Below are 23,700 nucleotides of genomic sequence, written 5' to 3'. Positions count from 1 at the left end.
CCCCGGAGGTTGCGGTACATCCATCGTTTTTCTTCCGGCCCCCAGTTCGTATGATGAGGGCGTGATTCGCTCTCTGTGAGTGCCGCCCTCATCTTCCATGCTCAATTACATCTGGTCCGGGCTTATCATCTTCAGCATGGTGTTCGCCCTCGCGGTGGACACGCAGGAGTTGGTCGAGAACCGATTCCGCAATGACACGCCCTTACCCGTCGTCGTTGAATTTCCGGACGGCTACGCTCCGGATGCCCGTCGACAGCCGGTGACAATCCGCATCGATACGTCGACCTACAAGCAGTTCTTTGGCGTTTCCCAAACGCCGCAGTCCTCCTACAGCGGCACGCTGCTGCAAACGCAGGAAGGTCGCCAGCTCCAGTTTCATTCAGACGCGTCCCTTCCTGACCCACTAACAACGATTCAGTCCTTCCACGCAAGCGACGAAAACAAGGCCCTGCGTGGAACGCTGCAGGCACACTCCTCGCTCATGGTGGGCACGTCGCGGCTCGAAACGGCGGTGCAGTTCGAACCGGTCCGCTTCCGAAAACTGAACGATATTGCTCAAGCGGCGCTCAACTTTGCCGAAACGGCAGCCTCGCTGGCCCTGGGCCTCATCGGCATCCTCGGGCTGATGCTTGGACTCGTCAAAATTGGGGAAGAGGCCGGGCTCGTCCACGCCCTCGCGGACTTCGTCCGTCCGCTGCTGAGCCCTCTTTTCCCGAACGTGCCGGAAGGCCATCCAGCCCTCGCCAACGTCACCCTGAACCTGCTTGCCAACGTCTTTGGGCTCGGCAATGCTGCTACGCCCTTGGGGATTAAGGCCATGGAAGACCTGCAGGACCTGAATCCGGACGACGATACGGCGTCTGACGACATGGTGATGCTGCTGGCCCTCAATACCTCCAGCGTCCAGCTAGTCCCCCCCTCCCTTCTTGTGGCTATCATGGGTCTTCAGATCAACCAGCTCATCTTCTCCATTACCCTCGCCACCTTCTTCTCGACCATAGCAGGCATCCTCGGCGCCTATGGCTTCAGCAAGCTGCCGTGGTTCCGCGTCTCGGCCCCTCACCGCAACCAGGAAGAGATGTCTTCTCCCTCCGAAGATCCCTCTCCCCCTCCAGACTCCTAACGGCCTCTCTTGTCTCGCCCGCGCGTCTCCGGCATCCCCTCAATTGCGCTACCAATCCCCCCGACTTCCCATGCTTGAAACGATCCGCTCGACCGTCAGCATCCTCTCCTACTTCGTTCTACCGAGCCTGATTGTCGGCTTTCCGCTCTACGGCCTCATCAAAGGCGTTCCGGTCTACGAGGTATTTGTGGAAGGAGCAAAGGAAGGATTCGACGTGGCCGTGACGATCATCCCGTACCTCATCGCGATCCTCTTCGCCATCGGCATGTTTCGAGCCTCCGGTGCCATGGACTTCCTCGTCAATGCGCTCGACCCGGTCTTGAGCATCATCGGCATCCCCGCCGAGGTCCTTCCCATGGGCATCGTACGCCCACTCACGGGCTCCGGCTCGGCCGGCATTGTCGCCGACATGATCAATCAGTACGGGGAAGACTCGTTGATCGTCAAAATGGCCGCCACCATGTTCGGCTCCACGGAAACCACGTTCTACGTGATTGCAGTCTACTTCGGTGCCGTCAACATTCGCGACACACGACACGCCGTGCCCGCCGGGTTGTTTGCCGACTTCGTCGGCTTTCTGGCATCGGTGTACGTGGTGCAGCTGCTGTTCGGATAGGATTCCGCGGAAGACATCCCGAGCGGCGGACCAGCGGCTACGGGAACAGCCGCTGCAGAAACGACGTCGTGTCGTCCGTCGGAATTTCGATGGGCGGTTGTACCGGCACGTCCGTCCGTCCCGTCACTTGCATCGTCAGGTCCGACAGTTCCTCCCACGGTCCCGACAGCCAAAGGCGACGGTGCGTCTGAATGATGTCGAGCTGACGCCGTCGGTACCGCGACGGGTTCTCCTCGGCAAGCATTTCAAACTTGTCGTGGAGCTCCAGAAGTCGGTCGCGATTCTCAGGCGTAAAGCCGAAGTGTTTGATGTCGTCGACCAGTGCGTCGTAGCGACGATCCCACACCGTCCGCTGCTCCTCGTCGGGCGGCGTGTACGTAGATCCGTCGAACCGGAAGGAGAGGTCCGGATCGATCACGTCGAGCCCCGCGTCCCGCAAAGCCTCCGAAGCCCCCAGGGGTAGGAAAAATCGCACGGCTTTGCCATCGAGCGTAGAGACGAGTTCGACGTTCCCGGTGGCGGGCACCCCTTCGCCGGATGCGTCCGGAAGGTCGAAGTGATCATTAAACGCCCGGAAGCGCTCATACGTCGTGGACTGGTCGGTCACGGGCGTCCAGTCGAAGGACTGCGCCGTGGTGTCGAGCGTCGTCAGAATCGTCTGTAGGGAAACCCGCGTCCCCGGCTTCAACTGAACGCGTTCCGCTTGCATGGACTGCGACAGGTTGAGGGGAGTCCGGTCCTGCGCCACAAGTGCACCGTAGGCAGAGGGAATGTAGCCGCGCGAGTAGGCGCCGAAGGACGACCCTTCCCGCACGGTGTCGAAGCCCGTGCTGACGGCCCAGATGTAGGCGTCGACGACCGTCGACGCTGAGGTGTAGTACGGGGACTCCGTGTAGTACCGTCGGTACAGCTTCCAGATATTACCGGGCCCGGTGTGGTACGCCGACAAGCCGGGGATTTCGTGCCCGACGGCATTGATGTACCCCCGCAGCAGTAGGTACGCCGGCTCCAGTGTGAGAAGCGGATGATGGGCCTCTTCCACCTCAACGCGTGCCCCGGCCTCGGTGGGGAGCGTGTACTCATGCACCCCGCTCTTCCGAAGAATCCACGGCATCATTTGGTAGCGGCTCTGTGCCCCCACGGACGAGACGAGATCATCCTGATTGAAGGTTTCGACCGTCCCCATCTGTGTGGGTAGCAGACTCAACCCGAGGTAATGAGCCAGCTGTATTTCGTAGGCTTGATAGGGCTGGTTTCGGGCCTGTGCCTGCTCGACTTGGTTGGCCCGCCCCCAGCGTACGATAATGTCTTCGAGCGGCACCCCTCGCCGTTCGTACTTGTCCACGAGCCGGCGCGTAGCGGCACGCCGCTTCTGATCGATCTCGCGCCACGTAATCGACGCCCCCCGCCGGTACTGCGACCGCAGCTCCGGAAACTCATACAACTCCAGCAAGGAGTCGGTGCGTCGGTCAATGACCCGGACCGTAAAGTTGTCGTCCTGCGCCTGTCGCTGAGCAAACTGGGCCAGCAGGTCATGAAAGTCCCGGAGCACATTCGGATTGGCGACAGAGGACGGATCCGCAGCCGGATTCATGTAGGGAGACAACATGTCTGCCGGATGCGACGGCAGTTCGCGGAGAACTGGGGTCGCCGGCAGTGTGGTGTAGCTCACCGTGCGGACCGTCGTGTCCTCCGCCGTCACAATCGAACGAAGGGACGACGACACTCCGTCCACCCACTGTTTACTGAGGCTGTTTCCGCCCACCACTGTACTCAGGAGCAAAAGCAGGGCAGAACCGCCGATCAGACTGGCCGAGGCGCGAATGGAAATGTCGGAGCCCCACTCCGACGAGCCCGAAAAGAAGTTGAACGAGCGAAAGGGATTCATGGGATCCAGAGAGAATACCGAAAAGGTGTCATGCAGGAGCAGTGGAAGAGGGGACTGCCTCGGCAACGAGCCACTGAAAGAGCGGCTGCATGGCCTCGCCCATGCGCTCAGGATGGAACTGTACGCCAAAAATCTTGCCGCTTTCATGCTCGATGGCCTCGATCACCCCATCTGGTGCTGTGGCTGCAACCGAGAACCCGGCCCCGACGTCGGCAATGGCCTGCAGGTGTCGCGTGTTGACGGTCACCGTATCGGTGCCCAAGTACTCGCGCAGCCGGTCCGACTGTATATCGACGGGGTGCGTCGTAGCGCCACGCTTCTGGCTGTGGGTCTGCGCCCCCTCCTGTTCACGTTCTACGTCTCCATAGATGGTTCCCCCCGCCAGGGCGTTGAGGCGCTGCATCCCGTAGCAGATGCCCAGAATCGGCACATCGGCCGCCCAGGCCCGCTCAATCCATTCTCGATCGGACTCCGCCCGCACCGACCCCAGCGTGCCCAACTCATCGGGGAGAGTGCCAACGAGACCTTCCGTGACAGCCGGCCCGCCAATCACTACGAGTCCATTGAGCACCTCAACAAGCCCAGCATAGGAGGTCTCTGCCTCCCCCATCGGAAGGGGAAGGGGCTGCCCCCCCGCGCGCTCCACCGCTGTGATGTAGCGTCGGTCCAGGCTCTGCGTGCCCTCATCGTACGAAGTTGTGATGCCAATACGAGGAGCCATATGTATAGAAAAGCGATTGTGTACAATGAACCCGGGGACAAGAACGTCCATTATTACCCACCGCCCCACGAAAAGATTGCCGATCTATCGGAAAAGATACACCGGCGAGCGCCACTGCCGGTGCGCCTACGGAGCAGAGCAGGTCGATCCTAAGAGACTGTTTCGATTTCACACGATGGCAGTTCAGGCAGAGCCCGACGACTGCAGACCGTCTCGATCCAACGGGGGCACCGCCTGAGCAACGGACGTCCATCCCCCCTGCGAAATTTCTCGTCGATTCTCAACCCGATCAAAAAATCAAAACAGTCTCTAAGCGTAGATCCCGCCTACGGCTGTACATCTCGCAACCGAATGAGGGTATTGTCCGTGGAGGCCGTCAGGTCAAGGGCCAGAACAAGCGTATTCTGAGAACGAATCACGTTCGTCGCGTGGGCCCCAAGCTTGCCCCGGTCTAGCAGGTCGTGGAGGGCGCTCTTGATGGTGCGGCTATGCCGGTTCACGGTTGTAGAGGATCCGTGAATGAGTTTGAGCCGAGAGCGCCCCCGCTCCTTCGCCAAGCGGAGCGTACGGTACGTCATATCAATCGCCTCGTCGACCGTAGCCCCATGCAAATCAAGGGTTACAACGCTTCCATCGTCATCCAATTGAGGAGTCGCCATAGCAAAATTTGCGCGAACACTCATTAGGTTGGCAACGTGATTGCAACAACAGAACGAAACCCCCAAAGGTCCCGTCTTTCATGTCTCCACTTTCGCCGAAGGAACCGGAGTGGACCTGCTGACTTCCCGTCATTTGCCGACGAACTTCCCCTCGCCCCATGCCCAACGACGTCACATTCGACGACCCGCGTCCCCCTACCGAAGAAGAGTGGGGCACGCCGCTTGTGGAGCCCCAGTCGGCCCCCGAGATTGAACAGCAGTTTCGACGCCGCCTGGGCATGGTGTCTGGCGCCGTGCCCTACGTCGCCTCGCATCCCTGGCTGTACCGCCCCTTCCTCTTTCTTTCCACCCCAACGCTTTCGGCGATTGACAAGGACATCGCTGCCTCCCTCTCTTTCATTATCGCCCGCGATAATTCGTGCCGGTTCTGCTACAGCACCTTTCGCACCCTCCTGCGTCTATACAGCTACTCGCCGAGAGACCTTCAGGACCTGGAAACCCATTTTGCTGCCCGCAACTTCGATGAAGCCCAAGAGTGGGGACTGCGGCTGGCGGTCCGACTCTCGCGTTGCACCGAAGTGCCGGCCGCCATTGACCGACTGCGGGCCCTCGGACAATCGGACAAGGCCATTCGCGAAATGGCCGGCATCAGTGTGCTCAATCTTGCGGCCAACCGTATTGGAACGACGCTGTCAATTCCGGTAAGCACCTTCGAAGACCTCGCCGACTACTGGTATCTCCGACCATGGCGCGCCGTGGCGATGCCTCTGTTGCGCTTGTCTCAACGCTGGGGTACGGAGCAAAATGGAATCTCTCCGCAAGAACCCGACGGTCTGCTTGCCCCCTGGCTCCGCACACTTCAGGATACCCCCGTGGGGACTCTCCTCCAACGCCTTGTGCACCAGTGGTTGGCCGAACCCCGGCCGCTCTCAGTGCGAACGAAGCTTTTGATGCTGGCGGTCGTCGCCCACGGCTTGTCGGCCTCCTCCCTGAAAGCCCACCTGCGCAACCACCTCCAGGCTCGCTATTCGGTCTCTCCGGAGGCGTTTGAAACCGCAATCGACCACCTGAGCGGCAACGCCGTCTCCGCCGAGACCGAACCGCTTTTGCGCTTTGCCCGGGCCTCCATCCGATACGACTTCGGCCCAATCAAACGCGTGGCCTATGAGTGTACCGATGGGCTCGAACGGGAGGGCACCCTGGAAGCCGTTGCTTCCGTCAGCTTGGCGAATGCCGTGGCTCGTCTTGAAACGCTGTTTGCGCTCGACGAGACGAGTTGACGCTCCTCGTTCCTGCCCACAGGTGCACTATCAGGCCCGGGATCGGTCTCGGGCCAACGTCATTGCAGCCCCTGAGCAGTCGACTGTCCTCTCGTTTCTGCACACTGGCGCCCCTTGACGCGTAGATGGCTCTTGAAATCGTTCTTCCTATGCTCGCCATCGCGGTGAGCGCAACCATCGGCGCCTGGTTCTACTACCGGCGCACCCGCACCCTCCGCCGGCGCCTCTCTGAGGCAAACCGAGAGCTCGAACAACTCCAGCGCACCTTCAACCGGTTCGCCCCCGCCCGGGTGGTGGACGACATCCTGGAAAAGCGCTCCCTCGACATTGCCGAGACGCGGGAGGTCACGATCCTCTTCGCCGACCTCCGCGGTTTTACAGCCATCAGCGAGCAACTGGAGGCAGACGATCTCGTGCGCCTGCTGAACAAGTACTTTCAGCGCATGGACCGGGCGGTCGACGAGCACAGCGGGTTCATCTCGAAGTTCATCGGCGACGGGCTGCTGGTCTTGTTCGGCGCGTTGCACCACAATCCGTGGCAGTCCACCGACGCCGTGAAGGCCGCCCTCAAGATGCAGCGGCAGGTTCGCGCCCTCAACGAGGCCCTCGATGCCCCCGACCTTCCGGACCTTTCGCTGAGCATCGGGATCCACCGCGGCCCCGTGGTGGCCGGCATCGTGGGGAGCTTCGAGGTGAAGGAGTTTACCGTCGTGGGACGGCATGTAAATCTCGCCTCTCGCGTGGAGGAACTCACACGCCGACACGGGGCCGACATTCTGATCACGGATGCCGTGAAGGACGACCTTGATCCGTCGATCGCGCTTACGGAGCAACCGCCCGAGCCGGTAAAGGGGGTCCGGCAGCCGGTGATTACGTACGCTGTAAATCCACAAACGGTGGACTGATCTCCTCACTCATGCAAGGCGCCTTCAGAAGTGATTGGGGAATCGAGGTAAACACAGAGACACAGCGGCCAACGCGTTGCAAGAGAGTGCTGGACGGAGGTCTGCTGTAGGAACTACCAGGCGGATACAGCCCCCATTTGGCACGCCATGAGCTCGGAGGGACAACACGTCTGCCAAACAGCGTCTCAGAACGGCTTGTGCTATGGTGCAAAGTATGTGCAGTGCTTCAGAACTAATCTCCTTCCAAGAAAACGCCCCCTTCGTCGCTCCAAGTCAAGCTTGGAGCGACGGTGGTGTCCATTTTTTCTCGGTTGGAGGAAGATGCACATGTTATCGACATATAGCACAACCCATTCTCAAAACTGAATCTGAAGAGCCTCGGGCACCACTTCTACTGTCACCGGCAGCTGCCCCAATAGCTCCCCGTCGGCCTCCAGCCACACCGGCGTGTCAGTTTGAGGACGGGCCGTAAAGTGCTGTCCTCGCGCTGCCGTCACCCCCTCCAGAGTCAGATGCGTCCCCGAATAGAAACGGTATATACGGCGCAAAAGCGTCCACACCGGAACGTCCCGAAGAATCGTTACGTCGAGATCCCCGTCGTCGAATCGCGCTTTGGGCGCAATCTGGATGCCTCCCCCAAACGCGTGACCGTTGGCCACCGCGACGAGGTGAATGCCCGATATCTCCAGCGGGGTATCGTCCAGCGTAAGATCGACGGGACACGAGCGGTGCGCCCTGAGGGCGCGGAGGAGGGCCACAGGATAGCGAAGCGATCCAGGCAGGGCGCTCCAGCTTCGGGCAACGGCCCGTACCACACGGCTGCTGAGACCGAAGGATGCGATGTTGAGGGCGTAGCGCTGAGTGCGAGACCCGTCGGGCGCGGTATAGTGGAGCCGAAGGAGATCGATCCATTCCGTCTGCCCCTTCTCAAGCAGTTCCACAGCCTCCACACCCGTCGGGATGCTCAAGGCCCGGCGGAAATCAGTGCCGGTACCACAAGGAATCGGAACGAGGCAGGCAGCGGGAGCGAGCGGGGCGCCGTCCGCCGCAAAAAAGCCATTGACGACCTCATGGAGTGTCCCATCGCCTCCCACCGCTACGATCCGCTCCTCGCCGTCGCGCAGGGCGGATCGAACCAGTTCCGTCGCCGCCCCGGGTCCCGGGGTCCATTCGACCGACAGGTCCGCAGAGGCCTCCCGCAGCCGCGACTCCAGCCGAGGCCAGAGTCGTCGCACCCGACCGTTTCCAGCCGCCGGATTGACGATCACATGGGTCCGCATACAGCGTCATTCGATGCGGTTGATAACGAATGTCTGGACCGACGTCGGTCAGGGAACGTCGCTGCGCCGCACCTCGAGTTCCGTTTACCGCGTCGGAACGAATACCGGATCGGACTGGAGTGCCCGCACCTGCTCATTGAACTGCGGGACCTCGGTATCGAGCACCGTCTGCAGTCGGTCCCGAAGCGTCCGCCACTGCTCATTGAGGTCTCGGAACCGCTCGCGCGCACTCTCGGTCGGCGGCCCGTCCGGCCCGACCACGAAGCCGTACAGGTAGGCGTATTGGTTGTCGAGCTGCGGCGGGAAGTTGAGCGGATCCTGATGGCTCTCATTCCGCGTCTGCATGAGCGTCTGCTCGATCGAGGTCAGTTCCTGTGTGATCGAGTCGGCCTGAGCCGTGAGGCCCTCATGACCAGCGTCGTTCGCATGTTCGGCCACCGAGCGAACCTGCTCACGAACCGACCGGATCGTCCGAATGGCGTCGTACACGGCCGTCGTCGAATCCCGGATCTCCGTGGCCAGGTCGTACTGCGCCTGCAGGTCGGCGCGGGTCACGTCGTTCAGACGCGGATCCATGCGCACCTCGAACGACTGGGTGAGCGTGTCGCCGGCGGCCCGTGCAAGACGTGCCGTGTACGTGCCGGGCGGCACCTTGGGCCCGCCGGTGTACCCCCATACGATGGCGTCGTCTACGTCCTCTACCCCATTCGTTCGGAGGGACCACTGCACCCGATTATGGCCCTCCTCAGCGGGGAGAATCCGGTGGTCGGACTCTTCAGCCGCGGCGGAGTCGCTGGTAAAGTGCCGTACCACATTTCCGGCCGAGTCGAGCACATCGAGCGTAACGGTGGTGTCCGGCGTTTCGGCGAAGGTGTAATCGAGCGTCGCCCCGCCCGGCTTTCCGGCCGGCTCCCGGTCCTCCGGGTCGGGCTCGTCGGCGCCCGCAGGCGACACGAGATGCGCCGCCGGAGGCGAATACAAGTGCATCTCGGCGTCGGCCGCCCGGTCGGCCAGCTGACGAAGGGGCTCAAGATCGTCGAGAATCCAAAAGGAACGGCCGTGCGTGGCCACGACGAGGTCATTGTCCTTGACCTTCAGGTCGGGCACGCGGCTCACCGGCAGATTCTGTTGCAGCGACTGCCAGTCCTGACCGTCGTTGAAGGAAACGTAGAGGCCGAACTCGGTGCCAGCGTACAGCAGGCCCTCGCGCTCTGGATCCTCGCGCACCACCCACACCGGCGAGTCGGCGGGAAGGCCGCGATTGCCGGTTGCGATACGCGTCCACGACTCGCCGTAGTTCGTGGTCCGAAAAACGTAAGGCTGCCAGTCGTCGAGCCGGTAGCGGTGCACCGCGATGTAGGCCGTCCCCGGATCGTGCGGCGAGATCTCGATGCGCTGCACCGTGCCGTACTGGGGCAGATTGTCGGGAGTAATCTCGTTCCAGTTCCCCCCCTTGTCCCGTGAGAGCCAAACGCGCCCGTCGTCGGTCCCAGCCCACAGGGTTTCGGCGGCGTGCGGACTCACCTGCAGCGAAAAGATGGTGTTGAAGACCTCCACCCCCGTGTTGTCCTTCGTAATCGGCTCCCCAGCAAAGTCCTGGTGCGCGTCCGTGTCGGTCGTCAGATCGCCCGAAATGCGACTCCACGACATGCCCCGGTCGGTAGACCGCCAGACGCGGTGGGACGCGTGATACACGACGTCCGGATCGTGGGGCGAGATTTCGATCGGGGCGTTCCACTGAAATCGCTCGCGGAGGGTGCGCGGGGCCTGCCCCAGCTGGAGCTGCGGGTACACCATCACGTTGCGCGTCTGCTCCGTGCGCCTGTTCACCCGCGACAGATGTCCCCCGTAACACCCGCTGTAGAGAAGCCAGGGCCGATCGGGGTGCAGGGCCACAGGACCCGTCTCACATCCCCCCACGGATCGCCAGTTGCGCTTCGGATGGATGCTCCCCTCTCCCCAGGCAGGCAGGCGGATCGTGGAATTGTCCTGCTGCGGACCATAGACGTGATACGGAAACGCGTCGTCGACCGTCACGCTGTAGATTTCGGCGGTGGGCTGGTTGTACATCGTAGACCACGTTTCCGCGCCATCCACGGTCACCTGTGCGCCACCATCGTTGCCAAGCACCATGTGCTCCGGGTGCTTCGGATTGATCCAGAGGTCGTGCTCGTCCCCATGCGGCACGCCGTACGAATCGAACGTTTCGCCCCCGTCGGTGGACTCGTAGAAGCGGGTGTTGAGCGAGTAGACCGTGTTCGGATCGGTGGGATGGGCGTAAATGTGAGTGTAGTACCACGCGCGCTGTAGGTGCTGCCGGTTGTCGTTCACCTGCGTCCACGTCTCGCCGTGGTCGTCCGATCGGTAGAGCCCGCCCTTCGGCTCCGGCGCTTCGATGAGGGCCCACACCCGACTCGACTGTGCCGGGGAGACGGTGACCGACGTTTTCCCGACCACCCCTTGTGGCAGGCCGTTCGTCAGCTCCGTCCAGTTGTCGCCCCCGTCAGTGCTCTTGTAAATGCCCCCCTCCTTTGACCCGCTGACCATCGTCCACGGCGTGCGCTGACCGGACCACGCCCCGGCGTAAATCTCGCGTGGATTGTTCGGGTTGAGGGCAAGATCAACAACTCCCGTCGAGTCGGAAATGTAGAGGACTTTTTCCCAGTTCTCTCCCCCGTCCGTAGTGCGAAAGACGCCGCGCTGCTCGTTGTCCCCGAAGGGGTGCCCGACCGCTGCCACGTATGCCACGTCGGCATCCTTCGGGTGCACCGCCACCTTGCCGATGAGGCCCGCGTCTGGCAGGCCCATGAACGACCAGGAATTGCCGCCGTCGGTCGACTTGTAAACGCCGCGTCCCGTCTGGATATTTCCGCGCATGCAGGCCGACCCAGTGCCCACGTAGATGACGTTGGGATCGGAGTTGGCCACGTCTATGCCTCCGATCGAGGCCACGTCGAACTCTCCGTCGGAGATGTTGTGCCAGTCCTGCCCATCGTTGGTCGTCTTCCACACGCCCCCACCGGTGGTGCCCATAAAGTAGGTCGACGGCTGATCGGCAATCCCGGTCACGGCCGTCACACGCCCTCCCCGATACGGACCAATCATTCGATACTCTAGATCATCGAAATGCGTCGGCTGGTAGACGACATGTTCGTCGTCGGACTGCCCATAAGCAGAATCCGGGGCGAGGACCCCAATGACGGTCACAACTCCCAGAAGAAAAACAGATCCAAGCAGGAAGCGAAAGCGCCTCATTGTGCGAGATTGGCGGTACGAAAAACAGTGAACGACGAGAGCAAAATCCATCCGTTTCCCCGGACCGTTCGGTCCGTGTCGCGTAACGTAAGTACTAGAACGCATAGGAAAAAGAGGAAAATCTAGAACGCCACGCTCCCCCGGACATCCCCCCACCGCTTGACGCCCGTTCCTCCAGCGGAAGCCCCCCTGCCCATCCTCTCCCTCCACAAGGAGCCCAACATTCACCTTCGCTTGACATTCTGAATCGAAGTCCCCACTTAACCGGTTAAGCCAATGTCGATCGTCCCGCCTCGCCCTTCGCTCCGTCTCGATGCTTCCAATGTCCTCCTTTCCCCGCGTTCTCTGGCTCGTTCTGATTCTGGGTCCTGCGGTGCTCGTCGTCCCCTCGACCGATGCAAAAGCGCAGTCCCACACCCTGGAGTCCAATCAGTTGGTGGTGACAGTTACAGAAGACCCGTACAGCTTCGAGGTGCGTGCCGCCCAATCCGGGACAGTCCTTCTTACCCACGCCGCGACCTCGTTTCGACAGGGCATCTACGCGCAGAATGTACGGGCCGCATACGACGTGCAGGTGCAAGGAAACGTCCTTACCGCCAAGCTGGACCTCGCCCACCTGGCTCATCCCGCTACGCTTCGCCTCTCCCTCCCGCGCGAACGCCGTGCGACCCTCACCCTAGACCATCCATTCCCGGACGCGTCGATTCAGGTGGCCTTTGCGGATAAGGGGCAGCACTACTACGGCATCTGGGAGCACACACACGGCGGTGACCTCGATAATCGAGGCGCCTCTCATCCGTTTGTGGGCCGCGACTATCAACATGAACAGGTGTACGCCGCCTCCATCCGAGCCCCCTTCTACATGATGTCCAATGGACTCGGGGTCTACGCCGAAACGCAGGCGGCAGGGCACTACTCGATTGCTCGGTCCGACACGACCCAGTTTCGCTTCCAGACTGGAAAGCTCACCTATCATCTCTTGTACGGCCCTTCCTACAAGCGCATTCTCCGCGAATACAATCGCCTTGCCGGTCCGCCGGACATGCCACCCCTCTGGTCGATGAGCTCGATCTGGTGGCGGGACGACCATACCAACATTCCCGAGCAGGTCGACGCGGCAAACGCACAGGAGCTGCTCCTGCGAGACGTGCAGATGCTGCAGGACTACCGAATTCCCGCCTCCACGATGTGGATCGACCGTCCCTTCACCACCGGCGAGTGGGGATGGGGCGGAAAAACGTTCGCCTCCTTCTTTCCCGACCCGGACGCAATGGCCCAGACGCTCCGCGACAACGGAATGCACCTGCTCTACTGGATCACGGGGCGCACGGCCCATACTCTGAAGGAGCCCCTCAGGGATCGCGGCCTTCTCTTCGACGGCTACACCGAGCATCCGTCCGGCGACCTGCGCCAAACGGAAGCGTACCTGTACTACAAGGACTTCCTCGACAGTCTCGCGAGCGACGTGCAGCTTGCCGACGGACAAACCGGCGTCTTCGGATACAAAATTGATCGCGGGGGCGAGCGCGAGATGCCAGACTCCCTCATCAACACGCAGGTGACGCTCTTCAATCGGGCCGCCCACGAGCAGATGACGGCGCACCACGGGGACAACTTCTTTATCTTTGCCCGGAGCCTCCACGACAAGAGCCGACGGTGGGTGGCCCACTGGAATGGCGATCCGCGAGATAACTTTCAGGCCTTGCGGACCTCGATCAAGAACAGCCTGCGCTCCGGACTCATGAATTTCCCGATGTGGGGGTCGGACATCGGCAGCTACGACAAGAATCCGAGCAAGGAGCTTCTGCTTCGTTGGATCGGGTTCGGTACCTACTCTCCCATGATGGAGTTCATGATCGATGGGCGCGACCGGTGGTACTATGGAGGCGATCCGCAGGTGATCGACATCACACGCGAGGCGACACAGAGGCATCATGACCTGATCCCCTACACACGGTCGGCGCTCCACCACGCCCACCGGACGGGTGTACCGGTGATGCGGGCCCTGCTTCTGGAATACCCGACGGACACAACGGTATCCGACATGTGGAACCAGTTCTTTTATGGGCCGAACCTACTGGTGGCCCCGGTGTCCCGCAAAGGTGTCGAGGAACGAGACGTGTACCTCCCGGAGGGACGCTGGCTCAACTACAACGACCGGACAAGCGTCGAGCAGGGCAATCGGACCGTCACGGAACCCGCCCCACTGGGGACGGTGCCCCGATTCGTACGAGAAGGTGCTATCATTCCCCGGGGAGACATTTTGGAAGCCAACCAGTCCTGGAAAACCGACTGGCAGCCTCGACTCCGCATTGAGGTCTTTCCGGCTCGTTCCGAAACGACGTCGTTCAACTACTACACCGGGCGCGTCGTGCGCCCCATTACCAGCCGCGTCACGAACAACGGAATTACAATCTCCTTCGAGGCCCTCGACCATGACGGCCGACTGGAGATCTACGTGGACAGCATCAACCGCGTGATCCGCGACGGGGATGCCCTCTCGGATTCAGAGTACGATTACCATGCGGAGCAGAACCGTCTCGTCGTTCCGTTCTCCGGAGACACGACGGTGCGTCTTCCGGGGGCCACCAGCATCTTTTAGCACCTGTTTGGGGCAAGCAAAGAGCCCCCCAATTGGTAGGTCTGTCGATGGGATTTCGTCCACCCGGCAAACGAGCCTTCAGTCCCTCGCCCCCTCTCCGGCAATACATCAAACCAGCCTCTTAGGGCTCTTCCCTGCCCCCCCGAAGCACAGCGGCGTCGCGCTCGGGAATCGATGGATTGATCCGAACACCGGTACTCAGTTCAAACCCGGCCTGCACGTTGGTCCGCGGCTGGAGACGAAGACTCCAGTGAAGATGCGCGGCCTCGGACTCGTACTCAAGGGCTGTACGTATAAAGAAGTTGTAGTCTGGATCGTCGAGATGCGTGTAGAGACGCCTGACGACCGTCTGGAGCGACTGTGCAAGCGACGAGCGGTGCTCCTCATTTAACCGACCAAACTCCGGCTCGTGGGTCCGCGGGAGAATCCACAGTTCATACGGCACTCGGGCGGCAAACGGCACGAACACCACGTAGTCGTCATTCGTCCACACGAGCCGCGTCTCCGCCTCCAGTTCCTCATCGATCATTTCGCAGTAAGGGCACTGCCCCGTCTCCTCGTAGCGCGAGCGGGCTGCCTCTTCTTCCTGTTCGATACGGGGCGGCGCGAAGGGAGTGCCAATGATCTGACTGTGGGGATGTGGAATCGAAGCCCCGGCCTTCGCCCCGTGATTCCGAAAGAGAAACGGATAAAGGGGCGGCTCGGCCCGCCGTAGCGCGTGGTAGCGGGCCAGGTACGCCTGCAACACCGCATCGATCTGCGATTCCGACATGTGAGCGAGGCCCTGGTAGTGATACGGCGAGTCGATGATCACCTCCTGCCGCCCATGATTGGTACGGGTTCGATACAAGCCGCGCGCCTGCGTCTCGAACGCCGGAGCAGGCGTGAGGGCCGAGAATTTGTTCGGTACGGCCCGCGCGTCCCAGGGTCGCCCTTGTCCCGCGTCCAACTCCCAGAGCACGGACGGCAGCAGGTCCTCGTGGCCGGGACAGAACGGACACCCCTCCACCGGCGTATCGTCGGTCGGATCTCGATCTGGAGACCGATCGCCCGTCTTGTGCGGCCGGCCGCTGCGCTCTGGGGCACACGCCACCCACTGCTGTGTGATCCGGTCCTGCCGCGTTTCGGGAGTGTACTCTGAAGCCATCGCAGAAAAAGGAATGAGTGAAAGCAAAGGAGGCGTTTCCGAACAAAGAACCGGAGCGGGGCGGCGTCAAGCGGACGGATGGTAATTCACGGATCGGATACGTTTCTCCAACTCTCTCACGGACGCCTTCGATCATGCACGAGCCTCACGACGCCGTTGCCGGGCACTACGACCACCTCGACCGCTTCTATCGCCAGCTCTGGGGGGAGCACGTACACCACGGACTCTGGACCGACACGTCCGCCTCTTCGACCGAAGCCGTTCAAGAACTCGTCCACCAAGTTGCCCACTCTGCTCGAATCGAGGACGGCACGCGGGTGTGCGACATCGGGTGCGGATACGGCGCCCCGGCCCGATTGTGGGCAGCGGCGTATGGCGCACACGTCACGGGCTTTACGGTGTCGGAAGCACAGGCCACTTTTGCCCGCCAACAGCCCGTGGACGGGCCAGTACCGGAGTATCGCCTTCAGGATTTTTTGGAGAACGATCTGCCAGACGCAAGCATGGACGCCGCGGTGGCCGTGGAAAGCCTGACGCACATTCACCCTCCATCAGACGTCTTCACCGAAGTGGCACGTATTCTTCGGCCCGGCGGTCGATTTGTGGCCTGCGTGTGGATGGCTTCTCCCTCGCCCCCGCAATGGGCCCGCCGATATCTTCTCGATCCCATCCAAACAGAGGGACGACTATCGATCCTCCCGACCGACGCGCGCCTCCGCCACTGGGCCGCCCGGGCCGGACTCACGATCGAACACCTCGACGACGTAACGCCGCTCGTGCGGCGCACGTGGTCGATCGTGCTCCAGCGATTTCTGAGGGCCGTATTCACCGACCCTGCCGTCCTCCGGACGCTGCTCGACTCATCGGAATCGGAGCGCGTCTTTGCCCGGACCCTCATACGCATCTGGATCGCCCAGTGGATGGGAGTGCTGCGGTACGGCTGGCTCGTGGCCCGGAAGCCCCAGTCAAGCCGTAATCATCGTGTTGAACCGCTCGTGCGCCGCCTCCAGTAGATCCTCTCGATGATCGGGATGAGCAATGTCGATGAGGGCCTCCGCCCGCTCACGGAGATTTTTGCCGTAGAGATTTACGGAGCCGTACTCCGTCACGATGTGGTGCACGTGGGCCCGCGTGGTCACAACGTCGGCGCCTTCCTTGAGGTGCGGGACGATCCGCGAGATGCCTGAACGGGTCGTGGAGGGAAGGGCAATGATTGGCTTTCCGCCTTCAGACAGAGAGGCCCCACGAATGAAGTCCATTTGTCCTCCCACGCCACTATACTGGTAGGTCCCGATCGTGTCGGCACACACCTGGCCGGTGAGGTCGACTTCGATCGCACTGTTGATGGCGGTCACCTTCGGATTTCTCCGAATGACGGCGGTATCGTTCACGTAGGCCACATCGAGCATCGCCACCAGTGGATTGTCGTCCATAAAATCGTAGAGGCGGCGCGTACCCATCGCAAAACTGCCCACCACTTTGCCCGGATGGATGGCCTTATTCGTTCCCGTGATCACGCCCTGCTCGATCAGGTCAATGATTCCGTCCGAGAACATCTCGGTGTGTACGCCCAGGTTCTCGTGGTCGTCGAGCGCGTCGAGGACAGCATCGGGAATGGCGCCGATGCCCATCTGCAGGGTGGCCCCATGATCGACCAGTTGTGCACAGTTGCGCCCGATGGCCCGCTCCACGTCCGATAGCTCCGGACGGGGCGCTTCGAACAACGGAGCCTCGACCTCAACTCCGAAGTCAATCTCGTCGACGTGAATGAGACCGTCGCCATGGGTTCGGGGCATCTGCGGGTTGATCTGTGCCACGATACGGTCTGCCCCTTCGAGGGCGGCGTTGGACGCGTCGACGGAAACGCCGAGCGAACAGAACCCATGCCGGTCGGGGGGAGACACGTGGAGCAACGCCACGTCGAGCGGAAGGACGCCCTCGCGGAAGAGAGAGGGGACCTCACTGAGAAAGACGGGAATGTAGTCGGCCGTTCCCGCGTTCACGGCCTCTCGTACGTTGGCTCCAACGAACATAGCATTCGTGTGGAAAGCATCCGCATGCGCCTCCTCCGCGTATGGGGCCTCTCCCTCGGTATGAAGATGACAAACCTCCACGTTCCGAAGCTCGTCTGCACGGTCGGTCATCGCGTTGACGAGCACCTGAGGGGTGGCCGCTGCGGTGTGAACGAAGACACGATCCCCGGAGTTGATGGCGGAGACAGCGGTAGAAGGAGATACGGTGTTCATGAGAAAGGAACCGGTACATCGATGGTAAGCAAGTAAACGATAGGCCCACCCCTACCCTGTGGAAGCGGTAGGATCCGATTGCCCTCCTCTCCATGCTCTCCCGTTAGTGGCGGCGAGGCGCACGATACAGCGCCATTTCGGCCAGCAGTGGAACGGAGCGGGCGTCCTCAATCACGACGCGCACGCGGCGAGTCGTAATAGAATCAGAAAGCCGGGCCAGTCCCTTATGCCCGATGGTCGTGCCGCGATGAACGGTCGACCAGGTTCCCTCCCTCTCCACCTCTACCCGGTAGGCCGCCACGCGCTGACCAAGCTGAATCGGCTCCTGGAGCTCAATCACGTTGATGGTGCGCACCGAATCGAGTGCGAGCGTGAGCGATGCCTCTCCGGTAGAGTCGTCGGGCGCCCAGTAGGTATCGAGATCATCGTCGAGCACCTGAGCGGGCCCGAAGCGGGAGGCTCCGCCGCGCACGGAGGAGGCCGACGGACGGGCGCCTGCCGTCAGGTCGACATCGAAGATGGCGTTGAGGGCCGTGCGAAAGTCGTAGAGCCGCTCCACATCCTCCTCCGCAAACCGACCGCTCGGAGCTGGCGGCACATTCAGCAGCAATACGCAGTTGCGTCCCACGGACTTGAAGTAAATCTCCAGCAGCCGCTCTACCGACTTCGGATCCTCGTCCGGATGCCAAAACCAGCCGGGCCGGAGCGAGGTGTCACACTCCCCCGGGACCCAGTCCGGCGCCCCGCGCTCGCCGCTGTTCAAATAGTCGCCCTGGCCCGCCCTGCCAATTTCAATCTCGGAGCGATCGACCGTCGACCAGTTCGTCTCGCCCGCAAAGCCGTGCTCATTGCCAATCCACCGTACGTCCGGTCCTTCATCGGAGAAGAGAACCGCCCCGGGCTGGTGCTGCCGCACCATCGACCAAAAGGCGTCGAAGTGGTAGGTCATGTCCTTCGCGCCCTCGCCCTTCGCCCCATCAAACCAGACCTCTTCCAGCGGCCCGTACTGCGTGAGAAGCTCGTGCAGCTGGGCCAGGTACAATTGGTTGTAGGCGTCCTCGTCGCCGTAGCTGGGCGCGTTGCGGTCCCATGGAGATAGGTACAGCCCGACCTTTCGTCCTTGCTCGCGGGCAGCCTCCACGAACGCCTTTACCACGTCGCCCTCTCCATTGCGCCACGGACTCTGCTCCACCGAGTGATCGGTGTATCGACTCGGCCACAGCGTGAAGCCGTCGTGGTGCTTGGCCGTGAGAATCATCGTCTGGAATCCCGTCTCCTGCGCTACTCGCGCCCACTGGTGCGGCGCAAAACGTGAAGGATGAAAAACGGCTGGATCCTCATTCCCGGTGCCCCACTCGCGGTCAGTGAACGTGTTGATTCCAAAATGGATGAACATGTTCAACTCGTCGCGCTGCCACTCCAGCTGCCGCTCGGTCGGGACGGGAAGGACCGGCTCCGGCGGGGGCGTTGGACTGCTATCCGCAGGCTGAGCCCGGGTTGGGAGTGCCGACGCGGCCAGCAGAACGATCAAGAACAGGAGGCAATGTCGGGGCGGGACTGTATGCATTCGCATGAGACATGCAAAGGACGAGGGAGAGCGAACTGTAGACTACCGCAGCGCATCTTCCAGCACCGTAGCGGCGTCAGTCTTGGCGTCGCGGTACTTCACAATCATGGGCGCGTAGAGCGACAGGCCGTGCTCTTCTCCGAAGTCGGACCCGACCGCTCGGGACCCCGGCACCACTACGGCTCCTTTGGGAACTTCGAGCGCCTCGTCCTCGGAAGCGGTGTGCACGGTCTCCTCCACGAGGTCGTAGAGCCGGGTGGACGAGGTCAGGTCAACGCCTGCGGCCAACACGGCGCCCTCCCGCACAATGCAGCCTTCGTAGATGCCCGCCCCGCCGCCGACGAACACGTCGTCCTCAATGATCACGGGGGTGGCGTGCACCGGCTCCAGCACACCACCCACCTGGGCCGAGGCCGAGAGATGCACCCGCTTGCCAATCTGTGCGCAGCTGCCGACGAGGGCGTGCGAATCAATCATTGTGTCCTCGTCCACGTACGCCCCCACGTTCACATACATTGGCGGCATGCACACGACACCCGGCGCCACGTAGCTACCGGTGCGAATTGAAGACCCCCCTGGTACAACCCGCACGTTGTCGGCTTTGCGCAGGGGCTTGACGGGAAACGTATTCTTATCGTAGAAGGGAAACCGTTCGCTCGAATAATCGACCATACGGCCGATCTGAAAGCCAAGAAGAATGCCCTGCTTCACCCAGGCATGGGTGGTCCACGCCCCGTCCTCGTTCGGAGAAGCCGAACGAATTTCCCCGGCGTTCAGGGCCTGTACGAGGTCGGCCACGGCGTTGCCGGCGTCCCCTCGGCTGACGGCATCCCCTTGAGCAACGAGGTCTTCGATGCGTTCTTGAAGCTCGGTCATGCGAAGTCAAAGGTCAGTCTGATGCGAAAACGGATTCGGCGGACGCAATACCAGATCCCAAGAATCGGTGTGCTCTTGCTCGGTTCGGATCCGGACGAAACGACCGTTGCGAGATGCCACACGGAACGACCATCGGTCCCATCTCGCGATACGTTCGCCCCGATCGCTCCCGCGCATGATGCGCAGTCCACCTCGGAAGCTGGCAGTATTTCTTCTGTCTGAAGCTGAGAAGCATTGAGCGCATTGTAAAGGTCTGCGTCTTCCCAGTCCCGCAATTCATCGAACATGAGCCGGTAGGATCAGGAAATGATACCAAATGCCAACGCTGTCTGTACGCGCTCTCCCAGAATGCTCTGAACGAACGCGGCATGCGGCGCACCTTGCGGCCGTTCCCTGTTTGCGCCGAACGACTCGGTGAATAACAATTCTCGGTAGCTGGGATTATTTCTGCACTGTGCGTGCGACTCGTTTGCGCAGCACGATGCCTCCACCTGTTCCCGTGCAGCGTTGCCCACCGCGAAAGAGCACGGGGCGGTTTCGTGCGAGAACGCCTTGCCCTCTGCAATCCGGGAAAATGGCGAAAAGACGGCGCCTCGTCCTCTAAACAAGGGGGACTGCTCTTGCGACCGGTGCGCATTCCTCCTATCCTTGAACAACGATTCGGCCCTTTCCTCAACGATAGTTTAGAGCGGTCATGAAGCGCCTTCTGATCTTCGCAGCCCTTGTGCTGTGCACCAGTCTCTCCTCGTGCCAGTGCGCCGACAAGCCGGATATCGGACCGGTCGAAGGCGAGGACACACAAGCCCAACACCACGTGACGCCCTCAATGGATCGATTGGTCTAGCCTGCGCGCATCCGTAGCACCGTTGGACTGTGATCTGGCGGATTGAACCGTAGGAGCGACGCGCTCAAACACTGGATTGTCCGTCACCCGCAACGGTCAATCCCTTCTGTGTAGCGTCCTGGGCGTCCGACAACCTCTGGTGCCTCCCCTGACAGACGGAGAGCACAGGCGACCTGAGTCAACACCAGATCCCCTTCGAGAGAAGGATCGTCCTTTCGACTCGAACCCCGAGCCCGCACATACTGTACACATACCCCCAGTCGGCTCGGGACTGTATGATTGATCACAGCCATGCCCATCCCGGACGAAAAGGTGGAGGAGGTTCGTGCCGCGGCCGACATCGTGGACGTAGCGGGCGACTACGTCCAGTTGAAGCGGAGCGGCTCCCGCTTTATGGGTCTATGCCCCTTCCACAACGAGGATACCCCCTCGTTCAGCGTCGACCCGGAGAAAAACCTCTACTACTGCTTCGGCTGCCAGAATGGAGGCGACGTCTTCAAATTCGTCCAGGAGATTGAAGGCGTCGGCTTCTTGGAGGGTGTGCGCGTCCTGGCCGAGCGCTACAACATTCCGCTGCCCGAGGAGGAGGTCGACCAGGAGGCGGCAAATGAACGAGAGTCCATTCTCCACGCCCTCCGCTTTGCGGCCCGCTTCTTCTACCACCAGCTCACGCAGACGGACCGCGGCCGCCCGGCGCTCGACTACCTCCGCGACCGTGGCTACACGCCGTCCACGATCAAGCAGTTTGGGCTCGGCTACGCGCCGGACGAGTGGGACGCGCTCCTCACGGCGGCCGAGGACCAACAACTGGATCCGGAGACGCTGGAAAAAGCGGGCCTTGTGGTCGAGCGCAACGACGGCAGCGGCTACTACGACCGATACCGGGGCCGCATCATCTTTCCCATTTTCTCCCACATCGGCAAAGTGCTGGCCTTCGCCGGGCGCATCCTGGATCCCGATGACGATCGGGACCAGCCGAAGTACATCAACTCGCCGGAGACGAAGGTCTACCACAAGAAGGAGGTCCTCTACGGACTGAACCACGCCAAGCGGGCCATTCGGCAGACCGACGAGGTGATGCTGGTGGAGGGCTACACCGACGTCATCAGCCTCTCCCAGGCGGGCGTCGAGAATGTCGTCGCGTCCAGCGGCACGGCCCTCACCGAAGGACAGGTGCAAACGCTCCACCGCTACGCCAAGCGAGTACTTCTGCTCTACGACGCCGACGAGGCGGGCAGCCGGGCCACCATGCGCGGCATGGACCGTGTGCTGGAGCAGGGCATGGGGGCGTACGCCGTGGAATTGCCAGAGGGCAACGACCCGGACGAGTACGTTCAGGAAAATGGCGGCGATGCGTTCAACGAATATGTAGAGGAGCACCGGCAGGATTTGCCCTCTTTTGCGTACCAGCGCGCCCGCCGGCAGGGCGAATTGAAGACACCGGAAGACCGCGTGGAAGTGCAGCGCGACATCATTGAGTCGGTGGCTCACATTCCCGACCCCAACCTGCGGCGCGAGTACGTGACCCGTACGAGTGAGGTCGTCAACGTGCCAGACGCCGACCTCTTCCGGATGCTAGAAGAAGAGCGCGAGCGCTTAGAGCAGCAGGCCCGCCGCCGCCAGAAGCGGGAGGCCAAGCGGCAGGAGCGCCAATCCCAAGAAGAACAGGCGCCCCACCCCTCTCCCGCGCCCGCCGAGGCATCAGCGTCCGACGGCGGCGCAAATCGTCCACAGCCGCCGCCCCCCGATACGTCGGAGGCCCCACCTCAGCAACAATCGTCCGAGCCCGCCCGTCCTCTGCCGGAAGAACGCGTGCTTCTGCGTCTCATGCTGGAGCAGGGCCGACGGATGGTGGAGCACGTACTCGGCCACATGGCCCTTGACGAGTTTACGGAGGGGCCGCCCCGCGAGCTCGTACAGGCGCTCGTCGAGATGTATCAAAACAACAACGTGCGGCCGCAATCCTTTCTGGACGGGGCACACGGCGACCGTCTCCAGCAACTGGCCGCCTCTGTGATGGTGGAGGAGCACGAGGCGTCGGAAAATTGGGCTGAGCGCGAAGACATCCCGGTGCCGAAACTCAACGACCGGCCGTACGCCGCGGCAGAAAGCGCGATGAAGCTGCTCAAACTCGACCGCGTAGAGGACGCTATTGCAGAGGTGCGGGACCGGATCTACGAAGCAAGTCAAAATGAAAAGGAGGAAACCGTACAGCGCCTGCAGCAGAAGATGATGTCGCTTCAAGAGCTCCGCAAGCACGTCCAGCGTGGCGACTTCCTTGAGGACTGATTGCGTTTGTGCGTGGGGAAGTCTGCGGGTTTAGGGGTACCCCATGCAGGGTGCTCCGGTCCATCGTCGTGCCAGACCTGGTCGATCGTGCTGGGTATCAGCTTTGGGGCGTGAGGAAACGAGACCTGAGCCCCGAATCTGCCTGTCCTGATCCGTAAGAGAATCCAAGAAGACCGTTTCCGCTGAAATAGGGGCGATCTAGGAGGTTTAGATTCCCACCATCACAGTTCTCCTCGGTTCACTTGGGAAGGTCTAGATGCTTCGCACGGATCGGGACAGGCAGATCCGTACACTCGGCCTCATTGGTCCCCCCACACCTACAAACGGAGTTGCGGAATCCATCCCTGCCCGACCGCAGTTAGGTAGGACGCTCACGTGCCCCCGATTGCTTTTGCCTTTCTC

The 23,700-nt window shown here is 61.7% G+C and carries 17 protein-coding genes; 8 read left to right on the top strand and 9 right to left on the bottom strand.

Annotated features, from left to right (window positions below; translation table 11 throughout):
* Positions 1-97 precede the first annotated feature (97 nt).
* Together BSZ35_RS15170 and BSZ35_RS15165 are read left to right on the top strand one after the other, a co-directional pair.
* The gene (locus tag BSZ35_RS15170) at positions 98-1,123 is read left to right on the top strand and encodes a nucleoside recognition domain-containing protein (RefSeq protein WP_105013230.1); all 1,026 of its coding nucleotides are present in this window, start codon (positions 98-100) and stop codon (positions 1,121-1,123) included.
* 70 nt (positions 1,124-1,193) lie between these two features.
* Positions 1,194-1,739, top strand: a complete 546-nt coding sequence (locus BSZ35_RS15165) for a spore maturation protein (protein ID WP_105013229.1) — start codon at positions 1,194-1,196, stop codon at positions 1,737-1,739.
* 37 nt (positions 1,740-1,776) lie between these two features.
* Here the strand turns inward: BSZ35_RS15165 and BSZ35_RS15160 are convergent, their stop codons facing one another.
* The 3 genes from BSZ35_RS15160 to BSZ35_RS15150 form a co-directional block, all read right to left on the bottom strand.
* Positions 1,777-3,627 (bottom strand): hypothetical protein, encoded by a 1,851-nt coding sequence (locus tag BSZ35_RS15160; protein ID WP_105013228.1) that lies wholly within the window; start codon positions 3,625-3,627, stop codon positions 1,777-1,779.
* A gap of 28 nt (positions 3,628-3,655) precedes the next feature.
* Positions 3,656-4,348, bottom strand: a complete 693-nt coding sequence (locus tag BSZ35_RS15155; RefSeq protein WP_105013227.1) for a type 1 glutamine amidotransferase — start codon at positions 4,346-4,348, stop codon at positions 3,656-3,658.
* A 326-nt stretch (positions 4,349-4,674) separates the two neighbouring features.
* A complete protein-coding gene (locus tag BSZ35_RS15150; RefSeq protein ID WP_219846655.1) occupies positions 4,675-5,007 on the bottom strand; it encodes a Smr/MutS family protein in 333 nt (110 codons plus the stop codon).
* Between the two features lie 158 nt (positions 5,008-5,165).
* Between BSZ35_RS15150 and BSZ35_RS15145 the strand changes: the two genes are divergently transcribed.
* Together BSZ35_RS15145 and BSZ35_RS15140 are read left to right on the top strand one after the other, a co-directional pair.
* Entirely contained in the window at positions 5,166-6,287 is a 1,122-nt protein-coding gene (locus tag BSZ35_RS15145; protein WP_105013225.1) for a hypothetical protein, read from the top strand.
* 125 nt (positions 6,288-6,412) lie between these two features.
* Positions 6,413-7,192, top strand: coding sequence for an adenylate/guanylate cyclase domain-containing protein (locus BSZ35_RS15140; protein ID WP_105013224.1), 780 nt, complete (start codon positions 6,413-6,415; stop codon positions 7,190-7,192).
* A 356-nt stretch (positions 7,193-7,548) separates the two neighbouring features.
* Here BSZ35_RS15140 and BSZ35_RS15135 read toward each other — a convergent pair whose 3' ends face one another.
* Both BSZ35_RS15135 and BSZ35_RS15130 read right to left on the bottom strand, forming a co-directional pair.
* Positions 7,549-8,472 (bottom strand): diacylglycerol kinase family protein, encoded by a 924-nt coding sequence (locus BSZ35_RS15135; protein WP_105013223.1) that lies wholly within the window; start codon positions 8,470-8,472, stop codon positions 7,549-7,551.
* An 84-nt stretch (positions 8,473-8,556) separates the two neighbouring features.
* Complete coding sequence (locus tag BSZ35_RS15130; protein ID WP_105013222.1) at positions 8,557-11,727, bottom strand: glycosyl hydrolase; 3,171 nt, start codon at positions 11,725-11,727, stop codon at positions 8,557-8,559.
* Positions 11,728-12,049: 322 nt separating this feature from the next.
* On the opposite strand from BSZ35_RS15130, the gene BSZ35_RS15125 reads away from it, so the two are divergent.
* Positions 12,050-14,329, top strand: a complete 2,280-nt coding sequence (locus BSZ35_RS15125) for a glycoside hydrolase family 31 protein (protein WP_181149369.1) — start codon at positions 12,050-12,052, stop codon at positions 14,327-14,329.
* Positions 14,330-14,450: 121 nt separating this feature from the next.
* Here BSZ35_RS15125 and BSZ35_RS15120 read toward each other — a convergent pair whose 3' ends face one another.
* A complete protein-coding gene (locus BSZ35_RS15120) occupies positions 14,451-15,476 on the bottom strand; it encodes a DUF4931 domain-containing protein (protein WP_105013220.1) in 1,026 nt (341 codons plus the stop codon).
* 134 nt (positions 15,477-15,610) lie between these two features.
* Here BSZ35_RS15120 and BSZ35_RS15115 point away from each other — a divergent pair, with 134 nt between their 5' ends.
* Positions 15,611-16,489, top strand: coding sequence for a class I SAM-dependent methyltransferase (locus BSZ35_RS15115; protein ID WP_105013219.1), 879 nt, complete (start codon positions 15,611-15,613; stop codon positions 16,487-16,489).
* Here BSZ35_RS15115 and BSZ35_RS15110 read toward each other — a convergent pair.
* The 3 genes from BSZ35_RS15110 to BSZ35_RS15100 all read right to left on the bottom strand — a co-directional run bounded on the left by BSZ35_RS15110 (position 16,442) and on the right by BSZ35_RS15100 (position 20,165).
* Positions 16,442-17,722, bottom strand: a complete 1,281-nt coding sequence (locus BSZ35_RS15110) for an acetyl-CoA hydrolase/transferase C-terminal domain-containing protein (RefSeq protein ID WP_105013218.1) — start codon at positions 17,720-17,722, stop codon at positions 16,442-16,444. The two genes, BSZ35_RS15115 and BSZ35_RS15110, sit on opposite strands and share 48 nt — an antisense overlap.
* A 103-nt stretch (positions 17,723-17,825) precedes the next feature.
* Positions 17,826-19,253, bottom strand: a complete 1,428-nt coding sequence (locus BSZ35_RS15105; protein WP_219846654.1) for an alpha-L-fucosidase — start codon at positions 19,251-19,253, stop codon at positions 17,826-17,828.
* A gap of 78 nt (positions 19,254-19,331) precedes the next feature.
* The gene (locus BSZ35_RS15100) at positions 19,332-20,165 is read right to left on the bottom strand and encodes a 2,3,4,5-tetrahydropyridine-2,6-dicarboxylate N-succinyltransferase (protein WP_105013216.1); all 834 of its coding nucleotides are present in this window, start codon (positions 20,163-20,165) and stop codon (positions 19,332-19,334) included.
* A gap of 694 nt (positions 20,166-20,859) precedes the next feature.
* On the opposite strand from BSZ35_RS15100, the gene BSZ35_RS19605 reads away from it, so the two are divergent.
* Together BSZ35_RS19605 and dnaG are read left to right on the top strand one after the other, a co-directional pair.
* Positions 20,860-21,009, top strand: a complete 150-nt coding sequence (locus BSZ35_RS19605; RefSeq protein WP_181149368.1) for a hypothetical protein — start codon at positions 20,860-20,862, stop codon at positions 21,007-21,009.
* Positions 21,010-21,300: 291 nt separating this feature from the next.
* The gene (gene dnaG, locus BSZ35_RS15090) at positions 21,301-23,298 is read left to right on the top strand and encodes a DNA primase (RefSeq protein ID WP_105013214.1); all 1,998 of its coding nucleotides are present in this window, start codon (positions 21,301-21,303) and stop codon (positions 23,296-23,298) included.
* Positions 23,299-23,700 lie beyond the last annotated feature (402 nt).

This window comes from Salinibacter sp. 10B, from assembly GCF_002954405.1.
GTDB lineage: Bacteria > Bacteroidota > Rhodothermia > Rhodothermales > Salinibacteraceae > Salinibacter.
The sequence above is the reverse complement of the archived record's forward strand: the minus strand, read 5'-3'. Positions and strand labels throughout refer to the sequence as shown.

Coding starts and splice junctions, on each gene's coding strand:
- BSZ35_RS15170 (WP_105013230.1), top strand. CDS start 98: ATGCTCAATTACATCTGGTCCGGGCTTATCATCTTCAGCATGGTGTTC.
- BSZ35_RS15165 (WP_105013229.1), top strand. CDS start 1,194: ATGCTTGAAACGATCCGCTCGACCGTCAGCATCCTCTCCTACTTCGTT.
- BSZ35_RS15160 (WP_105013228.1), bottom strand. CDS start 3,627: ATGAATCCCTTTCGCTCGTTCAACTTCTTTTCGGGCTCGTCGGAGTGG.
- BSZ35_RS15155 (WP_105013227.1), bottom strand. CDS start 4,348: ATGGCTCCTCGTATTGGCATCACAACTTCGTACGATGAGGGCACGCAG.
- BSZ35_RS15150 (WP_219846655.1), bottom strand. CDS start 5,007: ATGGCGACTCCTCAATTGGATGACGATGGAAGCGTTGTAACCCTTGAT.
- BSZ35_RS15145 (WP_105013225.1), top strand. CDS start 5,166: ATGCCCAACGACGTCACATTCGACGACCCGCGTCCCCCTACCGAAGAA.
- BSZ35_RS15140 (WP_105013224.1), top strand. CDS start 6,413: ATGGCTCTTGAAATCGTTCTTCCTATGCTCGCCATCGCGGTGAGCGCA.
- BSZ35_RS15135 (WP_105013223.1), bottom strand. CDS start 8,472: ATGCGGACCCATGTGATCGTCAATCCGGCGGCTGGAAACGGTCGGGTG.
- BSZ35_RS15130 (WP_105013222.1), bottom strand. CDS start 11,727: ATGAGGCGCTTTCGCTTCCTGCTTGGATCTGTTTTTCTTCTGGGAGTT.
- BSZ35_RS15125 (WP_181149369.1), top strand. CDS start 12,050: ATGTCCTCCTTTCCCCGCGTTCTCTGGCTCGTTCTGATTCTGGGTCCT.
- BSZ35_RS15120 (WP_105013220.1), bottom strand. CDS start 15,476: ATGGCTTCAGAGTACACTCCCGAAACGCGGCAGGACCGGATCACACAG.
- BSZ35_RS15115 (WP_105013219.1), top strand. CDS start 15,611: ATGCACGAGCCTCACGACGCCGTTGCCGGGCACTACGACCACCTCGAC.
- BSZ35_RS15110 (WP_105013218.1), bottom strand. CDS start 17,722: ATGAACACCGTATCTCCTTCTACCGCTGTCTCCGCCATCAACTCCGGG.
- BSZ35_RS15100 (WP_105013216.1), bottom strand. CDS start 20,165: ATGACCGAGCTTCAAGAACGCATCGAAGACCTCGTTGCTCAAGGGGAT.
- BSZ35_RS19605 (WP_181149368.1), top strand. CDS start 20,860: ATGAAGCGCCTTCTGATCTTCGCAGCCCTTGTGCTGTGCACCAGTCTC.
- dnaG (WP_105013214.1), top strand. CDS start 21,301: ATGCCCATCCCGGACGAAAAGGTGGAGGAGGTTCGTGCCGCGGCCGAC.